21 protein-coding genes are annotated in these 22,701 nt (G+C 46.5%); 13 read left to right on the top strand and 8 right to left on the bottom strand.

Going from position 1 to position 22,701, the window contains the following annotated elements:
* Window positions 1-88 precede the first annotated feature (88 nt).
* From groES to PMG71_RS09335, 9 genes are all read left to right on the top strand, one after another.
* Window positions 89-400 (top strand): co-chaperone GroES, encoded by a 312-nt coding sequence (gene groES / locus PMG71_RS09375; RefSeq protein ID WP_283753406.1) that lies wholly within the window; start codon window positions 89-91, stop codon window positions 398-400.
* A 73-nt stretch (window positions 401-473) separates the two neighbouring features.
* Window positions 474-2,105: a chaperonin GroEL gene (groL, locus tag PMG71_RS09370; RefSeq protein ID WP_283753405.1), complete on the top strand. Its 1,632-nt coding sequence runs from the start codon at window positions 474-476 to the stop codon at window positions 2,103-2,105.
* A 253-nt stretch (window positions 2,106-2,358) separates the two neighbouring features.
* Complete coding sequence (gene nadB, locus PMG71_RS09365) at window positions 2,359-4,095, top strand: L-aspartate oxidase (RefSeq protein ID WP_430541003.1); 1,737 nt, start codon at window positions 2,359-2,361, stop codon at window positions 4,093-4,095.
* Between the two features lie 34 nt (window positions 4,096-4,129).
* Window positions 4,130-4,954, top strand: a complete 825-nt coding sequence (locus PMG71_RS09360; RefSeq protein WP_283753403.1) for a Uma2 family endonuclease — start codon at window positions 4,130-4,132, stop codon at window positions 4,952-4,954.
* 75 nt (window positions 4,955-5,029) lie between these two features.
* Entirely contained in the window at window positions 5,030-5,323 is a 294-nt protein-coding gene (locus PMG71_RS09355; RefSeq protein WP_283753402.1) for a nucleotidyltransferase family protein, read from the top strand.
* Entirely contained in the window at window positions 5,320-5,664 is a 345-nt protein-coding gene (locus tag PMG71_RS09350) for a HepT-like ribonuclease domain-containing protein (RefSeq protein WP_283753401.1), read from the top strand. The genes PMG71_RS09355 and PMG71_RS09350 overlap by 4 nt, the downstream gene beginning before the upstream one ends.
* A 32-nt stretch (window positions 5,665-5,696) precedes the next feature.
* Window positions 5,697-7,322 (top strand): ABC transporter permease, encoded by a 1,626-nt coding sequence (locus tag PMG71_RS09345; protein WP_283753400.1) that lies wholly within the window; start codon window positions 5,697-5,699, stop codon window positions 7,320-7,322.
* Between the two features lie 86 nt (window positions 7,323-7,408).
* Complete coding sequence (locus PMG71_RS09340) at window positions 7,409-7,645, top strand: type II toxin-antitoxin system Phd/YefM family antitoxin (RefSeq protein WP_283753399.1); 237 nt, start codon at window positions 7,409-7,411, stop codon at window positions 7,643-7,645.
* Between the two features lie 169 nt (window positions 7,646-7,814).
* A complete protein-coding gene (locus tag PMG71_RS09335) occupies window positions 7,815-8,141 on the top strand; it encodes a type II toxin-antitoxin system VapC family toxin (protein ID WP_283753412.1) in 327 nt (108 codons plus the stop codon).
* Between the two features lie 28 nt (window positions 8,142-8,169).
* Here the strand turns inward: PMG71_RS09335 and cobA are convergent, their stop codons facing one another.
* On the bottom strand, window positions 8,170-8,925 hold the full coding sequence (gene cobA, locus PMG71_RS09330) for a uroporphyrinogen-III C-methyltransferase (RefSeq protein ID WP_283753398.1): 756 nt from the start codon (window positions 8,923-8,925) through the stop codon (window positions 8,170-8,172).
* A 26-nt stretch (window positions 8,926-8,951) separates the two neighbouring features.
* The gene (locus tag PMG71_RS09325; protein ID WP_283753397.1) at window positions 8,952-9,701 is read right to left on the bottom strand and encodes a sirohydrochlorin chelatase; all 750 of its coding nucleotides are present in this window, start codon (window positions 9,699-9,701) and stop codon (window positions 8,952-8,954) included.
* A 103-nt stretch (window positions 9,702-9,804) separates the two neighbouring features.
* Here PMG71_RS09325 and PMG71_RS09320 point away from each other — a divergent pair, with 103 nt between their 5' ends.
* Window positions 9,805-10,479 carry a phosphoribosyltransferase gene (locus tag PMG71_RS09320; protein WP_283753396.1) on the top strand — a complete coding sequence of 225 codons (675 nt, stop codon included), beginning with the start codon at window positions 9,805-9,807 and terminating at the stop codon, window positions 10,477-10,479.
* 34 nt (window positions 10,480-10,513) lie between these two features.
* Here the strand turns inward: PMG71_RS09320 and PMG71_RS09315 are convergent, their stop codons facing one another.
* Both PMG71_RS09315 and PMG71_RS09310 read right to left on the bottom strand, forming a co-directional pair.
* Window positions 10,514-12,691: a putative baseplate assembly protein gene (locus PMG71_RS09315; protein ID WP_283753395.1), complete on the bottom strand. Its 2,178-nt coding sequence runs from the start codon at window positions 12,689-12,691 to the stop codon at window positions 10,514-10,516.
* Window positions 12,649-12,873: a hypothetical protein gene (locus tag PMG71_RS09310; RefSeq protein ID WP_283753394.1), complete on the bottom strand. Its 225-nt coding sequence runs from the start codon at window positions 12,871-12,873 to the stop codon at window positions 12,649-12,651. Before PMG71_RS09310 ends, PMG71_RS09315 begins: the two co-directional genes overlap by 43 nt.
* Window positions 12,874-12,884: 11 nt before the next feature.
* On the opposite strand from PMG71_RS09310, the gene PMG71_RS09305 reads away from it, so the two are divergent.
* Entirely contained in the window at window positions 12,885-13,823 is a 939-nt protein-coding gene (locus PMG71_RS09305) for a hypothetical protein (RefSeq protein ID WP_283753393.1), read from the top strand.
* 94 nt (window positions 13,824-13,917) lie between these two features.
* Complete coding sequence (locus PMG71_RS09300; protein ID WP_283753392.1) at window positions 13,918-14,175, top strand: hypothetical protein; 258 nt, start codon at window positions 13,918-13,920, stop codon at window positions 14,173-14,175.
* A gap of 101 nt (window positions 14,176-14,276) precedes the next feature.
* Here the strand turns inward: PMG71_RS09300 and PMG71_RS09295 are convergent, their stop codons facing one another.
* Both PMG71_RS09295 and PMG71_RS09290 read right to left on the bottom strand, forming a co-directional pair.
* Window positions 14,277-14,840, bottom strand: a complete 564-nt coding sequence (locus PMG71_RS09295) for a hypothetical protein (RefSeq protein ID WP_283753391.1) — start codon at window positions 14,838-14,840, stop codon at window positions 14,277-14,279.
* 37 nt (window positions 14,841-14,877) lie between these two features.
* Window positions 14,878-19,911 carry a S8 family serine peptidase gene (locus PMG71_RS09290; RefSeq protein WP_283753390.1) on the bottom strand — a complete coding sequence of 1,678 codons (5,034 nt, stop codon included), beginning with the start codon at window positions 19,909-19,911 and terminating at the stop codon, window positions 14,878-14,880.
* Window positions 19,912-20,250: 339 nt separating this feature from the next.
* On the opposite strand from PMG71_RS09290, the gene PMG71_RS09285 reads away from it, so the two are divergent.
* Window positions 20,251-20,868, top strand: coding sequence for a GUN4 domain-containing protein (locus tag PMG71_RS09285; RefSeq protein ID WP_283753389.1), 618 nt, complete (start codon window positions 20,251-20,253; stop codon window positions 20,866-20,868).
* Between the two features lie 75 nt (window positions 20,869-20,943).
* Here the strand turns inward: PMG71_RS09285 and PMG71_RS09280 are convergent, their stop codons facing one another.
* Entirely contained in the window at window positions 20,944-21,762 is an 819-nt protein-coding gene (locus PMG71_RS09280; protein WP_488199578.1) for a hypothetical protein, read from the bottom strand.
* Window positions 21,763-22,602, bottom strand: coding sequence for a DUF488 domain-containing protein (locus PMG71_RS09275; RefSeq protein WP_283753387.1), 840 nt, complete (start codon window positions 22,600-22,602; stop codon window positions 21,763-21,765).
* Window positions 22,603-22,701 lie beyond the last annotated feature (99 nt).

The raw sequence follows: 22,701 nt of genomic DNA, 5'->3' as shown, positions 1-22,701 counted from the left end.
AGGAGTTGAGAGTGCTAATGACTGACACAGCACATCAATTCCTTCAACCCTATTAACTTTTTACAGTCAAATCGGAGAAAATTTTCCTATGGCAGCAGTATCCCTGAGTGTTTCTACAGTTAAACCCCTTGGCGATCGCGTCTTTGTTAAAATCAGCGAAGCTGAAGAAAAAACTGCTGGTGGCATCATTCTGCCTGATAACGCCAAAGAGAAACCCCAAGTAGGAAAAATTGTCCAAGTTGGCCCAGGCAAACGCAACGAAGACGGTTCCCGTCAAGAGCCAGAAGTTAAAGTTGGCGATAAGGTTCTCTACTCCAAATATGCTGGAACCGACATCAAGCTCGGTAGTGAGGACTATGTTCTGTTGTCTGAAAAAGACATCCTTGCTGTAGTAAGCTAACCCACTTAGCTCTAATTACTCTCTACATAACCTATCCATCTCTGAAATACACGATACAAGGACTCAGAAGACTATGGCAAAACGCATCATTTATAACGAAAACGCTCGTCGCGCTCTGGAAAAAGGAATGGATACCCTGGCTGAAGCCGTTGCGGTTACCCTGGGGCCCAAAGGTCGGAATGTGGTTCTAGAGAAGAAGTTTGGCGCTCCCCAAATCGTGAATGATGGGGTGACGATTGCTAAAGAAATCGAACTCGAAGACCATGTGGAAAATACGGGAGTTTCCCTGATTCGTCAAGCGGCTTCTAAGACGAATGATGCTGCTGGTGATGGAACCACCACGGCGACTGTATTGGCCCATGCTATGGTCAAAGCGGGTCTGCGTAATGTGGCGGCTGGTGCTAACCCCATTGCTCTGAAGCGCGGTATTGATAAGGCTACCGGTTTCTTAGTCGATAAAATTGCGGGTCAGGCCCGTCAAATCGAAGACTCGAAGGCGATCGCCCAAGTTGGCTCGATCTCTGCCGGTAATGACGAAGAAGTGGGCAGCATGATTGCTGAAGCCATGGATAAGGTGGGTAAAGAAGGGGTCATTTCCTTGGAAGAAGGGAAATCTATGACCACCGAACTGGAAATCACCGAAGGGATGCGCTTCGATAAGGGCTATATTTCTCCCTACTTTGCTACCGATACGGAGCGCATGGAAGCCATTCTTGATGAGCCTTACATCCTGCTCACCGATAAGAAAATCACCCTAGTTCAAGACCTCGTACCGGTTCTAGAGCAAGTGGCTCGTGCGGGCAAACCCCTCTTAATTATTGCTGAAGATATCGAGAAAGAAGCCCTAGCAACTCTCGTGGTTAACCGTCTGCGCGGTGTGCTGAATGTGGCTGCGGTTAAAGCGCCTGGTTTTGGCGATCGCCGTAAAGCCATGCTCGAAGATATTGCTGTACTCACCGGCGGTCAAGTGATCACGGAAGATGCGGGTCTGAAAATCGACAGCGCCAAAATCGACCAACTCGGTAAAGCCCGTCGCATCACCCTCACCAAAGACAACACCACCATTGTCGCTGAAGGCAACGAAAAAGAAGTGAAAGCCCGTTGCGAACAAATCCGCCGTCAAATGGATGAGAGCGACTCTTCCTATGACAAGGAAAAACTGCAAGAGCGGCTGGCTAAACTGGCTGGTGGTGTAGCTGTCATCAAAGTAGGTGCGGCAACCGAAACCGAAATGAAAGACCGCAAACTGCGCCTCGAAGATGCCATCAACGCCACTAAAGCAGCCGTTGAAGAAGGCATCGTTCCCGGTGGTGGTACAACCCTGGCTCACCTCGCCCCTGGCTTAGAAGAATGGGCTAACGCTAACCTGAGCAATGAAGAACTCACGGGTGCGTTAATCGTCGGTAAAGCTCTGGTTGCTCCTCTGATGCGGATTGCTGAAAATGCCGGTCAAAATGGTGCAGTGATTGCTGAACGGGTGAAAGAGAAAGACTTCAACGTGGGCTACAATGCTTCCGATAACACCTTTGTGGATCTGTTTGAAGCTGGTATTGTTGACCCTGCTAAGGTGACTCGCTCGGCTCTGCAAAACGCCGCTTCAATCGCCGGTATGGTGTTAACCACCGAGTGTATTGTGGTTGATAAGCCTGAACCCAAGGATAATGCTCCTGCGGGCGCAGGTATGGGTGGTGATTTCGATTACTAAAGTTCCCTTGTCTCCTGTATTGAATAGCTTCTAGTTTCAATCCCGGTTGCTCTGGCAACCGGGTTTTTGATTTCAGGGTTGAGTTGTTCTCACTTCATATCAAGTCCGATTGTTCATGTCCGCGAAGCGGAAATACCATGATTAAAAAATTAGGGAGCGAGACGCTCCCACTCCAGTAATATCAAGGGATTAAAGGAGTGCGGGCATCTTGCCCGCTTCTTCACCCTTTATCCGGACTTGATATCACCGGGCAATGGGGTGGCAAGGGGATAGAATAGGAAACCAAACCTGTTTACTCTGGGAGAAACGATTGAACAGCCCCCATTCAAAACCGCCTATCCCCTCTAGAACCTTTGATGTGATTGTGGTGGGTTCCGGAGCTGCGGGACTCTATGCCACTCTCTGTTTACCCGCACACTATCGGATTTTGCTGGTGACGAAAGATAAACTTCGCACGGGTTCGAGTAAATGGGCCCAAGGGGGAATTGCGGCGGCAATCGCTGAGGATGATTCACCAGACTTGCATCGGGAAGATACTTTAAATGCAGGGGCGGGTTTGTGCGATCGCCAAGCGGTAGAATTTTTAGTGAACCATGCTCCCCAGGCGATTAACTCTTTACTGGAACTCGGTGTTGCTTTTGACCGCAAGAATAATAAACTGGCCACTACCCTAGAAGCGGCCCATTCTCGCTCCAGGGTTCTCCATTCCCAAGATACGACCGGCCGCGCTATTATTGATATTCTCACCGCTAGAGTCTCGGAACGACCGAATATTCAGGTTCTCTCCCAAGCCTTTGCCCTCAGTTTATGGCAAGATGCACCGGGCGCTACGATTCAAGGAATTAGTTTATTGTGGAACAATCAGATTATCTGGCTCAGAGCTAATGCGGTAATTTTAGCTACCGGAGGCGGCGGACAAATCTTTGCCCAAACTACGAACCCCCTAGTCAGTACGGGGGATGGAGTGGCTCTAGCATGGCGTGCAGGTGCAGCGATCAGGGATTTAGAGTTTGTGCAATTCCATCCTACAGCTCTGAGCAAACAAGGAGCGCCCCATTTTCTGATTAGTGAAGCGGTGCGGGGAGAAGGGGCTTATTTGGTGGATAAAGAGGGACGCAGGTTTGCTTTTGATTATGACCCCAGAGGGGAGTTAGCGCCCCGTGATGTGGTCAGTCGGGCGATTTTTAATCATTTGGAGAAAACAGCCCCCGATCCCGTCAGAGCGAATGTTTATCTGGATTTGCGGGCGATCGCCCCAGAAAAAGTACGCTATCGTTTTCCCAATATCATCCAGAAGTGTCAGCAATGGGGCATTGATGTCTTTCAAGAACCGATCCCAGTTGCCCCAGCCGCCCATTATTGGATGGGAGGGGTAGCGGTCGATTTGATGGCGAAAACTTCTATACCGGGATTATATGCGATCGGGGAAACGGCGAGTACCGGAGTCCATGGAGCCAATCGTTTAGCGAGTAACTCCCTATTAGAATGTATCGTATTTGCCGCCGAGTTAGAAAAATTAGCGCTCAAACCGCTTGCTGAGGCTCCCCTTCTTGCTGGGAGAAAAGAAACGGTAGATTGGGATGAGGATCAACTGTTTATTTCCTCCATTCGCCAACAATTACCCGCCCTCATGTGGCACAGTGCGGGCATTTCTCGCCAACAGTCCATACTAGAGGAAGGGATAGGGACAGTGAGTGCTTGGCGCTCTGAGGTGGCTGAAAGTGCGATCGGTCAATATTTGCAGAATTTATCCCCCAATGACAACCTAAAATTGACCTCTGAACAAGCAGCAACTCAATTAAAATTAGCAGCAGAAACCCTAAATTTACTCGATATCGGCTATTGGATTCTCAAAAGTGCCGCCTTTCGTACCGAAAGTCGAGGCGGTCATTATCGCAGTGATTACTCCCAACCTTCAACCGATTGGCAAGTCCATACTTTGATTCAAGGCGATCGACTTTATAATGAACAATTAACAATTAACAATTAACAATTATTGCAGTTCTTAATCAGGTGATACGAATATGGTTAACCTTTCTCAAAAGCAGCAAACTACCCTACCAACAATGTATGATTTACCCAGTGAAGAAGTAGGAGAGTCCGGTTTGCCCGATCTATTCCATCCCCTACAATCTGAATTTTTGCGCTTAACCTTTCAACCGGCCACGTATCCCTCTGAACAGGTACTTGCGGCAATGGATCTCAATATCTATTATGACCCGAATAATACGCGGCGATACAAGCGTCCCGACTGGTTTGGAGTCGTGGGAGTCCCCTACTTTGAGGAAGAACAGGGTTTGCGGCTTAGTTATGTGATCTGGCAAGAAGGCGTTAATCCTTTTATTGTCGTAGAACTACTCTCTGCAAGTACCCAAAAAGAGGACTTGGGAGAAACTGAGCCTGAACCAGATAAACCTCCAACCAAATGGCAAGTGTATGAAGAAATTCTGCAAGTGCCCTATTATGTGGTTTACGATCTCGATAATACTGCTTTCCGAGCCTTTCATCACCAAGGGGGGCGCTATCAAGAGTTACAAGTACCGGATAATCGCTTATGGTTACCACACCTGGGAATCGGTTTAGGATTATGGCAAGGCTCGTATCAAAAGATCGATCGCCTCTGGTTACGATTTTATGATGCTTCGGGCAACTGGATTCCTACGCCAGAAGAACGGGAACGACAACGGGCTGAACAGGAGCGACAACGGGCTGAACAGGAACGACAACGGGCTGAACAGGAGCGACAACGGGCTGAAGAGCAACAACAGCGAGCTGAAGAGCAACAACAACAGGCTGAACGTTTTCGACGTTTGCTTCTGGAAAATGGTATTAACCCCGATGAGGTTTGAATACGAACATGGTTAACCTTCCTGAAAATGGGCAGACCACTTGTGGTTAGAAGAGTGAAGTTATTATTTAAAATTATGAAAACTCTAGAGGAGATTAAATGTATTTTGCAGGAACATCAGGAATTAGTACGCCAACAGTTTCGAGTGACAGAAATGCGAGTTTTTGGTTCTTATGCACGTGGCGAGCAAACGGAGGACAGTGATGTTGATATTTTAATTGGCTATGAGAGAGCGCCCACTCTTTGGATGTTGGTAGAATTGCGATATTATTTGAGTGAGGTACTGGAGATGCCAGTTGATGTGGTAACCGATGGAGGGTTGAAACCGAGGATTCAGGAAAGGGTTTGGGCAGAGGCGATTGAGATATGACTCAACGGGATTTAACTGATTTTTTACAAGATATTTTAGAAGCCATTGATGAAATTGAAGGTTTTGTGCAGGGATTAAGTTTGGAGCAATTTGCTCAAAACCGCGAAAAAGTTTTGGCAGTGGTGAAGTTACTAGAAATCATTGGCGAAGCAACAAAAAAGATTCCGGAACCCTTGCGAGATCAATATGCAGAAATTCCTTGGCGTTCTGTATCTGGTATGCGCGATATTTTAGTACATGAGTATTGGAAGGTTGATGTTCAAGTGGTTTGGGAAACGATTTCTGATGCATTGCCTTTGCTCAAGTCGGTCATTACCCAAATGATTCGTGATAGAAGGTAATACAAATATGGTTAACCTTATTAACATTGATTATGATCTGGTTTTCTAAAGGATGGACGATCGCCGTCATACTGATTGCCCTGTTAATTGCAACTCCCATTCTCTGTGTGGTTGCCAGTAGTTTCACGAACACCAAAGAGATCTGGTTTCACCTGATGGAAACGGTGTTACCTCGCTATCTTTTGAACTCCTTGGCTTTAATGGTGGGTGTGGGCACAGGGGTATTATTGATCGGTGTGGGATGCGCTTGGTTGGTGACGATGTGCGAGTTTTGGGGAAAGCGCTGGTTTGAGTGGGCGTTGTTGCTCCCCTTAGCTGTGCCTGCCTATGTTTTAGCTTACACCTATACGGAGTTTCTGGAATATTATGGCCCGGTGCAAACGACGCTGCGGAGTCTGTTTGGCTGGGAAACGGTGCAAGATTATTGGTTTCCTCCCGTGCGATCGCTCCTTGGGGCTATCATTCTCCTGAGTTTGGTTCTCTATCCCTATGTTTATTTATTAACTAGGGTTGCCTTCCTAGAACAAGCCACCTGTACCCTAGAAGCCAGCCGCTCCCTGGGTTGCACTCCCTGGAAAAGTTTCGGCAAAGTGGAGCTCCCCCTGGCTCGACCGGCAATTATGGCGGGGTTGTCGTTGGCTCTGATGGAGACGTTGAGCGATTTTGGTACGGTGCAATATTTCGGTGTAGATACGTTTACCACGGGTATCTATCGCGTCTGGTTTGGCATGGGGGAACATGCAGCCGCCTCCCAGCTCTCCTCAGTCTTATTGCTGTTTGTTTTCGCGCTGATTGTCCTAGAGCGTTGGTCTCGTCAGCAAGCCAAATATTACCAAAGTGGCGATCGCTTCCGAGCCATTCAACCCTACCGGTTAACCGGAACACGGGGAAGTTTGGCGGCGATCGCCTGTATGGTTCCCATTGGCTGTGGTTTTTTACTCCCGGCTGGACTGCTGCTGCAAATGGCGATCGCTAACCCGGACACCCTGCAAGGTCGATTTTGGGAATATGCCCAGAATAGCCTGATTCTGGCTGGCATGACTGCGCTCTTGGGAGTCATTTTAGCAGTAGCGATCGCCTATGGAGTGCGCTTAAACCCCACCGTTGCCATGAACAGCGCCGCTCGACTCTCCTCCATGGGATACGCCATCCCCGGCTCCGTGATTGCCGTCGGTATTCTCATCCCCCTAGGAATCTTTGATAATACCGTCGATGCCTGGATGCAAGCCACCTTCGGCATCTCTACCGGTCTGCTCCTCAGTGGTACAGTTTTTGCCCTCATTTTCGCCTACTTGGTGCGCTTCTTAGCGGTCGCTTTTGGAACTGTAGAGTCCAGTCTGGGCAAAATTACCCCCAATTTAGACCATGCCTCCCGCAGCCTCGGCTACGGAGTCACTCAGACCCTCTGGCGCATCCACGTCCCCCTGATGCGCGGTAGCCTATTAACGGCGGCGCTCCTGGTATTTGTGGATGTGATGAAGGAATTACCCGCAACCTTAATTATCCGTCCCTTTAACTTCGACACCCTCGCCATCCGCACCTATCAACTCGCTTCCGATGAACGCCTCGCGGAAGCTGCCGGCCCCGCTTTGGCTCTGGTGCTGGTGGGGATTTTACCCGTGATTTTACTGAGTCTGAGAATTCGCCGGTTTAGCTGATGATATCAATGACGATGCAAACAGCGTTAACGCAACTCGACTTCTCATATAATTAAAGGAGATTAAAATCCTACAAGGCTAATCTGATGAAATATATCAATCTCCAAGAAAGCGATATAAAACTTGCTGCAATTATTGAAGAAATGAACATCACCCAATCGGAAGTTATCCTCACCAATCGCGGTTTACCCGTTGCTCGGATTGTTCCTTATCAATCATCAGCTACATCAGCGAAGAACTATCCCCTACGAGGAATGCCGATTACCATTTCGGATACATTTGATGAACCCATGTCTGAACTTTGGGATGCTTTAGGAGAATGATTGTACTCGATACCCATATTTGGTTATGGTTACTCCACGATCCGAGCCAATTACAGCAATTTTCGCTGCTATGCGGTACATTTCGATCCCCCCAACCCCCCTTAAAAAGGGGGGCAGTAAAAGTCCCCCTTTTTAAGGGGGATTTTCCGCAAGCGGACATGAAAGGGGGATCTTTTCCGATGATACCGAAGAACCCCAAAATGGCCTGCTAGTATCAGCAATTTCCGTTTGGGAAATAGCCGTTAAATCGAGTATGGGTAAATTAGTTTTACCCTTGCCTATCGATCAATGGTATACCTTAGCCTCTCGTCAGAGTGGCGTGGTGATTGAACCGCTCTCTCCTCTAGATGCGATCGCCAGTACCTCTTTACCCGACAACTTCCATAAAGATCCCGCAGACAGAATCTTAGTGGCGATCGCCCGCAGATATAATATCCCTTTGGTTACTTGCGATCGCAAAATTCTCAGCTATCCCCATGTACAAACCATTGGGTAGAAATCAGATACAGCGAGAAGAGCGATCGCTAACCCAATCTTCGATCGGCTAAATTAACCACATTGCCAATAACCGCGATCGCCGGTGCAGTAAATCCCGTTGCTTCCACTTGCTCGATCGCCGTTTCTAAAGTCGCCACTAGAGTTTCTTGTTGCGGACAAGTCCCCCAACGAATCAGGGAGATGGGGGTTTGGGGCGATAACTGGGCTTCCAGCAGTTGGGGAATAATCTGGGATAAATTGTGAATACCCATGTAAATGACGATCGTTTCTGAACCTGCGGCGATCGCCTGCCAATTCACTTGCGGTCGATATTTGCCCACGGACTCATGACCCGTCACAAAAGTCACTGAAGAACTATAACCCCGATGAGTTAAGGGAATATCTGCATAGGCTGGAGCAGCAATACCAGAAGTAATCCCCGGCACAACTTCTACCGGAATTCCCGCAGCCATCAGATCCCCCATTTCTTCCCCACCGCGCCCAAAGATAAAAGGATCGCCCCCCTTCAGACGCACCACAATCGCCTGAGTTTGAGCTTCCTCAATTAAAGTTTGGGTAATCTCATTCTGCTCCAGAGAATGTCTTCCCCGTCGTTTTCCCCCATGAATTTTTTTCGCCTTTGGGTTAATCATCTCCAAAATGGGAGGACTCACCAAGGCATCATAGACCACCACATCAGCCATCTGAAGCAGATCTTTCCCTTTGAGGGTCATTAAGCCAGGATCGCCAGGCCCAGCACCGACAAGATAGACTTTACCGATGGGAGAGGAGGAAAGGGTCATAGGGATTGAGAGCAGTGATGTAGACTTTAGATTAAAGTGGAAGCTTTTGAAAATACTGTTAAATCCAGTACCATTTGCGCTAAATGGGGATTGTGATTCAGGGTAGGGAGCAGGGTATAGTCCAATTGAGGATAAGCTGCTTGTTTGGCTGCTAGAGTTTTGGAGATCGCATCAGTAATATAGCCAGGAAACAGGAAATAGGGCAACACCCCAATCCGACGATATCCTAAATCCATTAATTGGTCGATTCTCCAATCCAAAGATGGCATCACTAACCAATAGGCATCGAGCATCCCCAGTTGATGGGCGAGGGTTTCTACCGGTTTATTGCCACCGGGCCGGCGACTCCCATGGGCTATGATAATCCAAACTTCTCGATCGCCGATCTCGATCTCCTCTATTAAGCCGTTTTGCAGTTGGGGATAGCTACCCAAATAGGGGCAGATTTCTATATGCAGCTCTTCACCGATGATGCTTTGTGCTTCCTGGACTTGAGCAGGAATATCTTCCATCACATGCATTCCCGGTAGTAGAAACAGGGGAATGATTTGCAGATGAGTGATATTTTGACGCAAGAGGCGATCGCCAAACTGTTGAATTTGTTCAGATAAAGTATATTCTCCCAATTCCAGAGTGGCTGTTTCTACTGAATTGCCATAGCTCTGTTGTAACCCTAAACCCATACGCACCTGTTGAGCTAAGTCTAGCAGTCCCTGATGGGTGCGAGGGTCTCGGCTACCATGAATGACTAATAATTTACCACTACAATGAATCAAGGTGAGAGAGTTTGTTTTGAGATTTATGGATAATAGAGTAATCGATCATTGAAGATTATGCCAATCGTCCATACTACCCAAACCAGTTGGGCAATTTGTGCAAATGAGCAACATCATCCTACCGTTTCGCGATCGCCAAGATGCAGGCGAACAATTGGCGATCGCCCTTAAACCCGAAATTGAACAGTGGCAAGCCAACCTCACTCACTCTGGGCGGGTAATTGTTTATGCTCTTCCTAGGGGAGGACTACCGGTAGCCCAACCGATTGCCGAGGCGCTTCGCTGTCCTTTAGATGTGATTGTCGCTAAAAAAATTACCAGCGCCCAAAACCAAGAATTAGCGGTAGGTGCAGTAACTGCCTGTGGCCAGGTGGTTTGGTCTGCCCTCTCCCAGGCAGAAGGTTCCGGGAAAACCTGGCAAAGCCGTCAAGCGGTTGCCCAGCAACGGGCCCAAGAACAGTTAGCCATCTTAGCTCCCTACTGTCCTAGAGTTGAGCCACAAGGGGCGATCGCACTTTTAGTCGATGATGGCATTGCTACTGGCATGACCATGGCAGTAGCTATTTTAGCGGCTCGTGCCCGTTGTCCTGCCCAAGTTTGGGTGGCCACCCCTGTTGCCCCCGTTGGCTTAGAGCAACAGTTAGGGACTTTGTGCGATCGCATGATTATTTTAGCCACCCCCGACCCCTTTTTAAGTGTGAGTCGGTTTTATACCCAATTTGAACAAGTAGAAATGTCCGAAGCAGTGGACTGTTTGAGCCATCAATCCCAAGGGTGATAGGTAAGGTATTACTGAATAGGACTAGACCCATTTAATTGATGATGTTAATCATGTGATTCGATCGCAGATTGGGATCGGCCCAGGAACAAATGAGACCCGTGGGGCCGGGGTCAACGAGGGGGACGGGTTGGCTTCTAATCCATTGGCCGGCAGTGGATAGACGCAGTTCAAACAGTTGCACGGCTCCTAAACGGCGAATACCAGGCACTTGTTGCAACAGGGCGATCGCATCGGAAATATAAGCCGGTTGACCCAGGGGCCAGCCGTTCCCCCCTGGGCCACCTGTGAGGGGGTTAAAGAAGCGATACAGGGTGACATTCAGGGCATGGAGTACCTCGGTTTGCGCTTCTGGGGTACGATAGGTGGGGTCTAGGGCGACTTCGGTTTGTACGGAGATTCCCACATAGTTGGGTTCTAAAAGTTCGACCTGTACACCGAGTAAGCGCCTCTCATCTAGGTAGGCCATCAGTTTGCGGTAGAGGGGAGGATGGAGGCGGAACTGTTCGGGAGCAATGCCGACCCCCTGTTCGATCGCCTGTCGGTTGCTGTCGGGAACCACCAAGAGCTGTACTGTTCCGGGTTTTGTGGGGTTGGTGGGTAAACAGGTGGCACGGGCGATCGCCCCATCTGAGCCTAAAATGGTCAAAGATTCAAAGTCTTCTGGAGTCACGGCGCGATCGCGAGTTCGCAACATTTGCGGCACGCGCATGGCTGCTTGTTCAATGGTTTCCGCTTCCGTTCCATGGCGAGCGGGGATCAGGTTGACCACATTCGCTACATAGGGAACCGCAGATTTCAGGGTATTCAGGCTGCGCGGTTCCACATTCCCCCGCAGACCTCCCCCCGTCCGATAGCGGCTCATTTCCACCGTTGCCCCCCTGGGGGGAATGGCTCCATATTGGTGTTCCATGCTCGGAGGTTGGATCGGGGGGCGATCCTGTCCCCGTTGCAGAATGGCGCGGATATCTTTGGCTTGTTTGAGTTGGGCGGGTTCCCGGATCAGGGGGCCAAACTGGAGCGTACCGGTGAGGGAGTCAATGAGATAATGGCGATCGCTAGGACTCGACTGAGAAAAATCGGTCACTTCTTGCCACCGTTGAGCTGTTTCCCCTGGAGGCGTAACGATTAGATATTCGTCTTCTTGGCGATCGAGAATGGGCGATCGCCGCAATTGGAAGATCTGTCCCGGTTCCCCATTGCTATTACCAAGCAGGTCATTTTCGATCGTTTCGCATTGGGTTGCTTCCGTGGTTCCACCGATCGCTTTGACTCCAATACCAATAACTTGCGGCGATCGCGTGTAAGCGGGTTGAGTCAGGCGCGGCGTTGCATAGACACAGCGCAACCATCGCCCTTGATAGGCGGTAAATTGGGCTACCGGGAATGTTAAGGGTAGATGTAGTGTAATATCCACACCCTGCAAGGGATTCCCCCCCCGTTGGGCAATATCGGCAAAGCTAAATCCTTGGGTTTCGTCGTCGGACTCTTCGAGCAGTACCGGCTGCCAGTATTGACCATTCCAGGCTTCCCAGCGTCGCGGGGGGTCGGTGGGGTCGATACCGGTGGGAGTGGCTTCCTGTCCCTTAAATGTGAGGATAATTACATTTCCGTCTAAGGGTTCTTGGGGATCGAAGACCAGATAGAAACAATTCCCCGGTTGCGGTTGGGCGTTAAAAACGGGCACTTCCGGGCCTGACCATTCCCCGGTGGGGGTGAGGTTCCAGAGGTTGGTGAAGCGATCGCGTAAAATTTGCGGCGTTTCCTCAATTTGCTCGGCTCCCAGAAAATGGTTAATTTGGGGATTACCGATGGTTAGGGGGCGATCGGTACTAAATACAATGGGTTCGAGTCGGGGGTTACGTTCCGTCGCCACTTCAATTCCTGCCGGTATCGTATAAGACTCTGGCAAATCCGACACCAAATAAAACGTTACTTCCGTGGTTGCCGGATTCGGCGGCTCTAAGCGAATACCGAGCAACTCTAAGAATAAAATATAATTGCGCCGAGGCAGTTGATTAAACCGCAGCAGCATTTGATGGGTTAACCAGGCAAACAGTTCAATCATCGTAATGCCTGGATCGCTAGGATTATGATTCGTCCACTCCGGACAATAGCGAGGAATTCTCAGCAAACACTCTTCGATCAAGTCTTGATATTCTCGGTCATCTAAATTCGCTTTCGGTAATTTCGGTAAGAAGTCAAAAACCATAATCGAGTCCTGTCCGCAACCATCGATCGCGCTTTTCCTTGGTAACGGGTAATCTCCCCATCGCTTCTACTTTGTCCTGAAATGGGCTTCAATCTCCCTTCTTTTAAGATTTCTTTACCTTCGTGTCCAGAGCGGTTGAGGGCGATCGCCCCAATTGTCGTAAAATAGAACATCATTGCCATCCAACTGTTCTGTGACGCGCCAACCCCACGATCAATTTGCCAAGCAATACCTGAAAGAACTACTCGAACCCCTAGGAACTGTGGAAATTAGCCGGGAAATTCCAGGGGAAACCTTGCAAATCGATCTCATTTTCGATCCCTCTCCAGAACCCCCAAGCAACGCGCCTACCTTGGGTTTGCTGGCTCAATTGGCAGCTACCCCTTGCTTGTTAGAACCTTATCGCAATTGTCCGAGTAACGCAGAGATTCGCAATTGTATTCTCAAGCTTTTCCATGTCCATGCAGAGCTGCAACGTCAAGCCAAACGGGAAGATCGCCTACTTGAGGAGCAGCCATTACCTCGATTATGGATTTTAACGCCAACAGCATCTAAGAGACTGTTAAAAGAATTGGGTGCTGAAGCCGATGGAGAGTACAACTATACAGGAGTGTATCGACTCGCACAGATTAACCAAACGGGAATCATTGCGATCAACCAATTGCCAGAAATCCCAGAAACCCTATGGTTAAGGATGTTGGGAAAAGGGGGAACTCAGAAAAGGGCAATTCAGGAAGTGCTGGAATTACCCAGAGAAGATCCTCAACGGCGAAATATTTTAGAGCTAGTGGGGATATGGCGAATTAATGTAGCCACTAAAATAGAACTAGACCAAGAAGATAGGGAGTTAATTATGGAGTTATCACCAGCGTATATAAAATGGCGAGAAGATACCATTCAAGAAGGGATTAGACAGGGACTTCAACAGGGGGTTCAACAGGGGGTTCAACAGGAACGACGGTTAATGATTGAAGCCTTGCTTAGGACTCGGTTTGGTGAGTTGGATGAGGCGCTTTTGGGTATTATTGACGCTTTGTTGGTGTTATCTCCCAATGAGTTTATGCCTTTGTGTTTGCAGTGTTCCCGTGAGGAGTTGTTGGAGCGATTTGACGATCGCCCCAACGATGTGTAGCCTTATCGCTAAGGCGATCGCCTGCTGACTTTGGGAGGCGATCGCCTGTCGCTTCTCATACAAGTATCTAACATAACATCATCACAGGGTAACTATGTCAACGGTTTATCGATTAAAAGCCAGTGAAATTAATCCTGAGTTCCTAGACAAGATTAAGACTGAGTTTGGGGAGAAAGAGATTGAGATTGTGGTCTCGGAAATACCGGCTGATGACACTGAGTATCTTTTGCAGTCGGAAGCCAACAAACAGAGGCTGTTGAGGGCGATCGCAAATATTAAAGCTAATCAAAACTTGATTACCGTCAGTTTAGAGGATATTGAGTCGCCAATGGTTGTCCTCTCATCTCCCTAACCCCTTCTCCCGTAGGCGCTGCCCTGCTTGCCCTGAGCGAAGCTGAAGAGAACGAAGCCGAAGAGAGAAGGGGGACATGAAAGGGAGAGGGCAAAATCTTCTCAATTCGGGAAAAATGTCCGTTTAATGGCTACACCCACCACCGTCAAGCCAATGGCTAAAACACCCATAACCGAGGACGCTTCGGGAACCGGTTGCGGGTAGCAGTTGGTCACATCGCAAACGTCTAACTGATTTTCCCATGAGAGGGTGGTTAGCTCGAAGTCTTGTGCGGGTTCCGTCAAGATAGACTTGAATACTTCCTCAATTTTATTGGGATAAAATGAATTTTCAGACGTGATTTCATCGCTGATATTCTCAAAAATGCCTGGCTCGGTTTCTGGCAAAACCAGATAATAGAAATTGCCATTAGAGTTAGTGGTTGGCTCAAATCGGAACAGTTGCAAGTCATCCAACCACAGCGATGAGTTTGGGTATTGATCCCAGAAATTAAACCAAGGATTGTAGTAAAATGACCAGCTAGAAAAATACCAGAGGAACGGTAGAGAAACCGATTCTTGAGTGCTGGGACTTTGGACTTCGACATAGCCACTAGAGAGAGTGAAAAAGTCAAAGCCGAGCGTTTCGTTGTAAGTGTTTTCTTGAATTGACCAAGTTGAAGGCATAGTAAATCTCCTTAAGGTTGATTGTGAAAAACTTTAATTAGCCGCTAGTGCGAAAACGTTGAGCATAAATTCTATGAGTATTATTATCTGGACTAGATGTAGACCAGCTCACAACAAAGTCTTTATCATTTAATGCTGCTCCTACCACATCACCTCTAACATCAAATTGGCTTGGATTGTAAGGAATATTTAATCTTTCGCCAACACTATTATTGTAACGATCCCAAAGTGCAACAATAATTTCATTTGAATTATTATAATTATTATAATCCAATGTAAAAATTTTTTTGTCATCCTTTAATCCCATTATAAATGGTACTGGGCCCTGTTGATTATAAACATCTGCTTGAAACTCTCGGTCAATAAATACGCCATTTCGGTCATACCGTTGGCTATAAATTCCATCACCATTTTCATCTTGGCTAAATCGGCTCAAGTGATTCCAATTGATAGCAAATTCACTATTGCTTAATGCTTCTACTGATAAATGTAAAACCCGGCTACTAGGAGGCGTATCGATTTCAAACCAAAACTCTTCTCCAATTCTGTAAATAGGGGGTTGACCGTAAAGATTTAACTTCCAACTGTCCCATTCATTCAGATCGGAATCATTTCCTGCATTTTTATCTCTAACCTTTAATCTCCATTCTCCTGTAGAAGGCTCACCCCAATGTCGAGCTGATGTAAATCGCCACTTATAAGAATTATCATCTCCTAGATATTGTCCATTAAAATGCTGTTCTGACAATACAGATTGGGTCACTTTTTGTTCTCCAAAATCATCAACATCAATATAAGTATGTTCAAGAATGATTTCTAAGTCTCCCTTGTACTCATGGTCAGCATCAAACTCAACTTCCACCCATTCTAAATTAATTGAATTACTCGCATCAAAGGTTAGAGTAGAAGTCAATTCAGAATTGGGATTATCTTCAATCCGTTTATCGACGGTTTTACCTTTGAAAATATGTACCTCATCAGCAACCGTTGTCCAATCTTTCGCCATTTCCACTGCGGCTAATGCATCCACCGCACCAAACCCATATTTATGATTCACCCAACGTCCCGCACCATTGAGCACCCAATCTTCATCATCGGGGTCATTTTTCTGCGCTGTTTCCACTAAAATATGCTGCACGTCTCGTGCCGTTAAATTTGGATTGGCTTCCAACATTAATGCCACGACACCGGAGACTAAAGGAGTAGCAGAAGAAGTTCCTCCAAACGTTCCTCGCAGATAATCATTCGTATCATCTCCATCATCTGCATAGGGGCCTGTGGTGGTAATTCCCACATAATTGTCTTTCGTCCCATTGTCCGAATAAGCAGACACCAATAATGCCGCACCTGATTCGCTATAAACCGATTGTTTTCCTTCATGGTCAATCGCTGCTACGGCAATGGTATGGCGAGAATTAGCAAAGGCATTATAATTAACGTTTCCTCCAGCTTTACTGGCATTACCACCGGCAAAAACATAAATATTTCCGAAACCATCCCGTCCGTCTTGAGCGCCGACTTCTAAAGCTACTGGTGCAAAAGCAAATGGATTATTGAAAAAGCCCAAGCCCCAGCTATTATTGTAGATATCAATCTGATTCCAATCAGAGGATAAAGCGCGAGTCATTTCAATATCGTGGGTTCCATTTCCACCGACTCGCAATCCTGCCCAACTCGAACTTCCAGCCACACCATTCACACCCAAATCATTATTGCCATCTGCACTAGAAACGCCAACGACTGCGGTTCCATGAGCATTTACCGTGTCTAAATCCAATGACCAATGGTTCAATGTTCCTGTTTTTCCTTGCACATAATTGGTGTCTTTAATCTCTAAGCGCCATCCCTTTGATGCCGGTTGACCTCGCAAATGAGAGGTTAAATCAACTGGAGTTACAGCTTCACCGGCATTTTTAACTTGTACTTTCTTCGTGACGGGGAATGGAGAAGTTTCACTCTCCTCATTCCAATAGAGATAAATCTCTAAATCTTCCACGGATTCATAATCAATATCTAGATTTAGGGTTGCATTTTGAATCAAGCCGCTATGGGGATTACGAAATATAAAATTACTATTCCCCCCGAAATAACCCAAGGTATGGTTTTGTCCTTGATAAACCGCTTCAGAGCTAACCACTCGCGAAGGAATATCATCTCCTTCATCAAAGTCATAACTCAAATCGGCGCGATAATTGGCTGCCAAATCAGAATGAGTGGCTAAATTACGTCCCTGGTCTGTATCGGCAACTTCAAAACCATTATCAATCACGCCAATCACCACGTCTCGACCTTGTAAATCATATTGCTCATAAACTTCGGTGATATTGGCATCTGCATCGGGATTTTCGCCACTGCGTAAGTGCCACTGATAACTGTTGAGTAACTGGATTTCTTCGTTATTGAAATTATCATCAGCATACTCTACAGGGTCAGACCCTTCTGGCCGTTCATAAAATGAGAAGAGTTCTAGAAAGGTTGAGGTGAGATTAACAGAAGGATTACTTCCTGGGCTATAAAACTCTAACGCGACTTGAGGTTGAGGAAAGACTTGCTCCAGTTGTTGCTGTAAGGCTTGCGCGGGTTGCTCTCCATACTCACCGGATAGGGTACGCACAAAGAATTTAGCAATGGATTCTTGTACAGCGTTTTCATTACGACTGAGTAATTGCCGGATATCATATACCGCCTCTCTCCAATGAATTTGCCTCTCACTGACTGGAGTTGGTTCCATTGTCTCGCGCAAACTTTGCCAAATTACCTCTTGATGGGAGGGATAAAACTCTAGGGGAACTTCCACCAGGGGATACGCATATTCGACTCCCTCCACTTCGGCTAACTGTGCAGCCACGTCTTGGGGACTGGTTCCCAGGGGAAATTCCCAAATATAACTGTTGGTGGTGCTTCCGGTTTCCCCTACATGGGTGACTCCCAACTGCTGCGCTAAGGCTTCACTATCGATGTCTGGGGGCAGACTGACGACCCATTGGCGGGTATTATTCAGGTATTCTGGGTCGTAATTGTCTAAGTTTACCGCTTCGGCGATCGCCCATCTCCCCCTATCCGTTAACTCGCTCTCTTCCGATAACACCGTAAACGACTGTATCTCCGTATTGCTCACTGCACCCTGATGGTCGAATGCTTCCACTTTGAGCTGATAACGACCAGGAGATAATCCGGCTAAATTATGATTAAAATGACCCGTATTCGGCGCGTCTGCATCCACATCAAACGCGCTGATTTCATCCCAAACTCGCCACTCTTCCTCCTCCTGTTTCACGGAAAACACGACTTTGGCTAAATCTGGCGCAGTATCCCCATCCGTGACTTGACCAAAAACATGGATACTTTCCTCCGCGTTATAAAACCTATCCCCAGCAATCACTAGATTTTCCGGTGCTTGATTTTCTGGCAGTCTCAAAAACGCAACGTTCTGGGGTACAGTAGACCGAGCTAAATGAATCGCTGCTTCAGGATTAATCAACTCTCCCGACTCTTGCAAATCCGTCGCCGTTACCTTCACCGTTTCAATCACTTGCTGATAGCTTAAACTGGGATTCGCTTGCCAAACTTCGGCAACCACTTGCGCTGCATTCTGATTGGCAACTGTCCCATTTTCTCCCACAACCACCACATCTAAATACTCGGCAAAGTTAGAATTAGCTCCCGAAACTACGCCTTTAGATAACGGGACATCTAAATTCTGTCGTTCTCCCTGTCCCACAACCAAAACATTATCAAAACTTTCTCTGATTTCGGTAATCACTGGTGTAACAGTATCGGTCTCGTCTCCTGTGGAAATAATGGTAATTGCTCCCTGGTCTTTGACTTGCGCTAAAACCTCTTTTTGCTTGTCCGTTAATCCCTCGCTTTCCGACTCCTGCAACTGAACCCGAATCACCGGATTATCGTCCTGCAAGTCTTCTAAAACCTGGTCTTCCCAAGGTTTATCCTCAATTGGCTTAGGCTCAAGAGTAATGGGTTCTAACTCAATCTCTCCCGACTCTTCCACCACCAAATAAGGCTTCGTATACTCAATTAATGTTTGCCCTAAATCTGAGTTGCGCCAATCTTGTTCACTATCAATTACCTCATCCAGAAGCCGCGCTTTTCCCGTGGCATTCCTGACTTGAAAAATCAGGTCATTATAATCCCCATCGGACTTGCCATCGACGCGCAAATCTTCAAAGACAAATGTATTGCCTTCTCCGGTGACATCTACAATTTGTCCCCAATGAAACCCATCTTCTGGATTAGCAGTAGCGAGGGAAAATAGAGGACGCGCAGCACCGCCAATTCCGGGATTATTCACCACTTGTTCTACTCTTCCCTTGGGAACCAGCATCATCCCGAACCTATCCCCAGAGTTCATATTGAAGGTTTTTACGCCTAGATATTCCCCAGAATTTTGGTTGGTTTCTCCCAGTTCTCCGCTAAACCGTGCCCCTTCGCTGCGATCGCTGATGATAATATGACCTAATTCTGAGTTAGAGTGCGATCGCCGCGCCGCCTCTGCGATAAACTCTTCTGTATCGGGGTCATACTCTTCCATTCCCCCTAAACTAAAAATGCCCAGTTCTCCCTTATACCCTCCCCCATCAAACAGATAATCAACCCCCACTTCTCCCGTTTCTCCTACCACGAAGTAACCGGAATCAAATTGGGGTGAAGAACTCAACGCTTCTGCTATCCCATCCATCTCTACATCGTCACTGCTCAAAGTCGCCTCTTCTTGAGTATGACTCTCCTGTAGATCAGCAACTTTTAAGACATCATCTACATTTTCTGCGTAAATAAACGGAATTTCCTCGAAATCTTCATCGGATATTTCCGGTAAATCACTGACTTCATCTAGTGCATGTTCAGATACGTCATCAATTAATGCTTCAGGTAGCTCGGATTCCATCGTATCTGCAACTGTACTATCCGCATCTAGATCTAGATCCGATGTATCTTCTAAACCATCAACAATACCAGAAGGGGTAAGAATGGGTTCCAAAATAAAGGTTTTATGTTGCTCTGAGGGAGAACACGCAGAAAACCAGGGATGAAATAAATTCTTCAACCAGCTCATAATACACTGAGAACGAGAGGAAAGTGAATACACTTAAACCTATCATTCTTTTTTATGTGCGAACATCAAGATTTGATGAAGTTATGCGTGATTTTAATGAAGTTTTTGTAAAGTAAATATCTTGAAAATTCCGACCTAGATCTCAGAAAAATCAGGTGATTTTTATGCAAAACCCCCAAAATTGTAATAAATCTTTATAAAGTGCTGGGAATAGACAATTGATAATTAGAAAGCTTCCCCATCTCCCCATCCCCCCATCCCCCCACTCCCCCATCTCCCCCATCTCCCCAGAATTTGTCACAATAAACAGAAGGAAAACCCGGTCTCGGTCTAAACCCCATGTCTAACGAACCCTCGAATCAACCCCAAACCCCTGAATTAGAAACCCGTGTGGCTCAATTAGAGGCTCAAATGACTCAGTTGAGCGCGTTAACCTCCCTCCCTGAGAAAGTAAGTCAATTAGAGGAACAAGTTGAAAATTTACTCAATGTTGTCACCGATGTAGAACGCTATGGTAAGTTGCGGGATTGTCTAAGCGCGGGTCAATGGAAGGATGCAGACCAAGAAACCACGGCCCTGATGCTAGAAGCGATGGGGCACACCCGTCATGATAAACTTACCCCCGATGATGTGCTGATGTGTCCCTGTAGCATCATTCGGGTGATCGATCGCCTCTGGCTCAAGTATAGTGACGGTAAATTCGGCTTTAGCCTGCAAAAAAAACTGTATGTCGAAGAGGGCGGTAATGATGATATTTCTAAGGTGGATATGAAGATTTTAGAGAAAACAGCAGCTAAGATCGGTTGGTTTAAGGAGGGTAATTTTTTACCGTTAGACCAACTCGATTTTAGTCTAGATGCACCTGCGGGGTCTCATCCTTCCGGATGGTGGCGATCGCCCTATGGTGGAAAAATGGCCACCTATTTCTTTGCTCGCATGATCCGATGCGGCATGTAATAGAGGATTTTTAAAATTAAAATTAAGTTATCAATGGCTGCTCTCTTCCCCATAGGGAGAGAGAACATCTTACTCCTAAAACAAACTCCCTTGAATAAATTCAGGTTGTTTCTTAATTGCTTTGGGAGGCCAAAAGACACCCAAGACAATCCAAGTATTATAAGGAAACACTGTTCCCATAAAAAACAGTGTATCTTTCTGGTAGCTACAAATTTCATTCAAAAACTTCTTCCGCACACTTAAAGCAGCTTGTTCCTCATCCCCTAATCGCTCCACTTCCTTGAGCCAAAGAACACCTAACTCCCAATCGGTAATACTTGCCTTATGGGGTTTATCGCTATCTTCACATTTAAATACATAGCTAAATTTATAGGGTATTTTACGCAAAGGCTTTTGAGCTGGGCCAAATAGTTTCAGTTGATTAAATAGTTGTTGCCATTCAGGTTTCCATTCAGATTCATCCGGTTCAATCTTTAAATCAAGAACTTGGCTTGGACGGACAATTCCTAAAGAAGTCCGATCGGATTCATGTAATTCTTTCAGTTGTTTTATGGTGTAGATTGGCATTTGATCGATTATGTCCCGTCGCTCTTGCCAACCCTTCTGGGTTGACAGAGGCTCTCCCAGTATCCGTAGAGTCTCTAAAATAGGCTTTCGGCTTTCTTTACGGCGATCGTTTCTATCACCATGAGCTAAAAGATCGACTTCTATCCACTGGTATTTGCGAAATTGTTGATTTCTACCTCTATACCGATAATCAATAGGATAGAGCCTCACCCATTCATAATTCTCTGTAATGCCAGCAGTACAAATTAATTCTTGATAGCTGCGTGATGGATGAGGATAGGTCATGACTGTAATCAAAACTTTGGTTTTTATGGGGCGATCGCTCATTTAGGAATACCGAAGATGCTCAATGGGTAAGTTAATTATACCTGCTAGATACTGAGCTAGAACGTTGCGATGGCAACATTCTGGATTGGCTTCCATACAAACTAAAACACTAGGTTCAGAGGTTAAGAGAGATATGACTGTCTCAATGTCATCTGTACAATTACATAGACTGGCATGATAGTCTTGAAAGAGGGATTGATAATGATTTGTTGAACTTAAGTTTTTGCGAGCCGCTCCAGGAATTCCTAATCCGGGAAGATGTTGATAGTCAATATCAACAGAATGGCACAACTTTTTCAATGTACTTTTATGAAAACCATAACGGCGTGCAATCGGATTATAGCGAACATCAATCAGCCTCCGAATTCCCGATTGCATCAGGAGATTGAGAAAATCATCAACGGTTTTCTTTTCATATCCTGCCGTATAAATTGCCAGGGGTGCAATCGGTCGTTTGGGTTTGGACTCGATCTCTAGAGAACTGTTGACTGTAAACCAAGGATAACGATTGTAAACTGTATCTATTAGCTCAGATATGGATAACTTTTCATATTCCTTGATGACGGTAGAAATATCTTCATGAATTTGCTTAGGCAAGTGGACTTTTTGCTGTTTTCCTACGGAGGTCAGTTGCCAGCGATCGGAATCTTGTTGATTTAAAAAACCATTGCGGACTAAGACATCAACTTCACGATTGAGGGTAAATGAATAAGGGCCGTATCGATAAGGGATAAAGCCATAAAATGTTGAACCACCACCAGATGGAGTTTCTTGATGCAGCAAAAATGACCATTTCATCAGTTGTAATGAAGAAATATTGCCCCCTGTTTTTTGTATCATGGTTAGGAGGATTCTTTGACGATAAAGCATAAAATTTATGTCATATCTTTTCTTTGTAATTATAACATTTAATTCTGGTATTACAGGGATTGTTGCTGC

It is taken from the genome of Roseofilum acuticapitatum BLCC-M154, from assembly GCF_030068475.1.
Lineage (GTDB): Bacteria > Cyanobacteriota > Cyanobacteriia > Cyanobacteriales > Desertifilaceae > Roseofilum > Roseofilum acuticapitatum.
The sequence above is the reverse complement of the archived record's forward strand: the minus strand, read 5'-3'. Positions and strand labels throughout refer to the sequence as shown.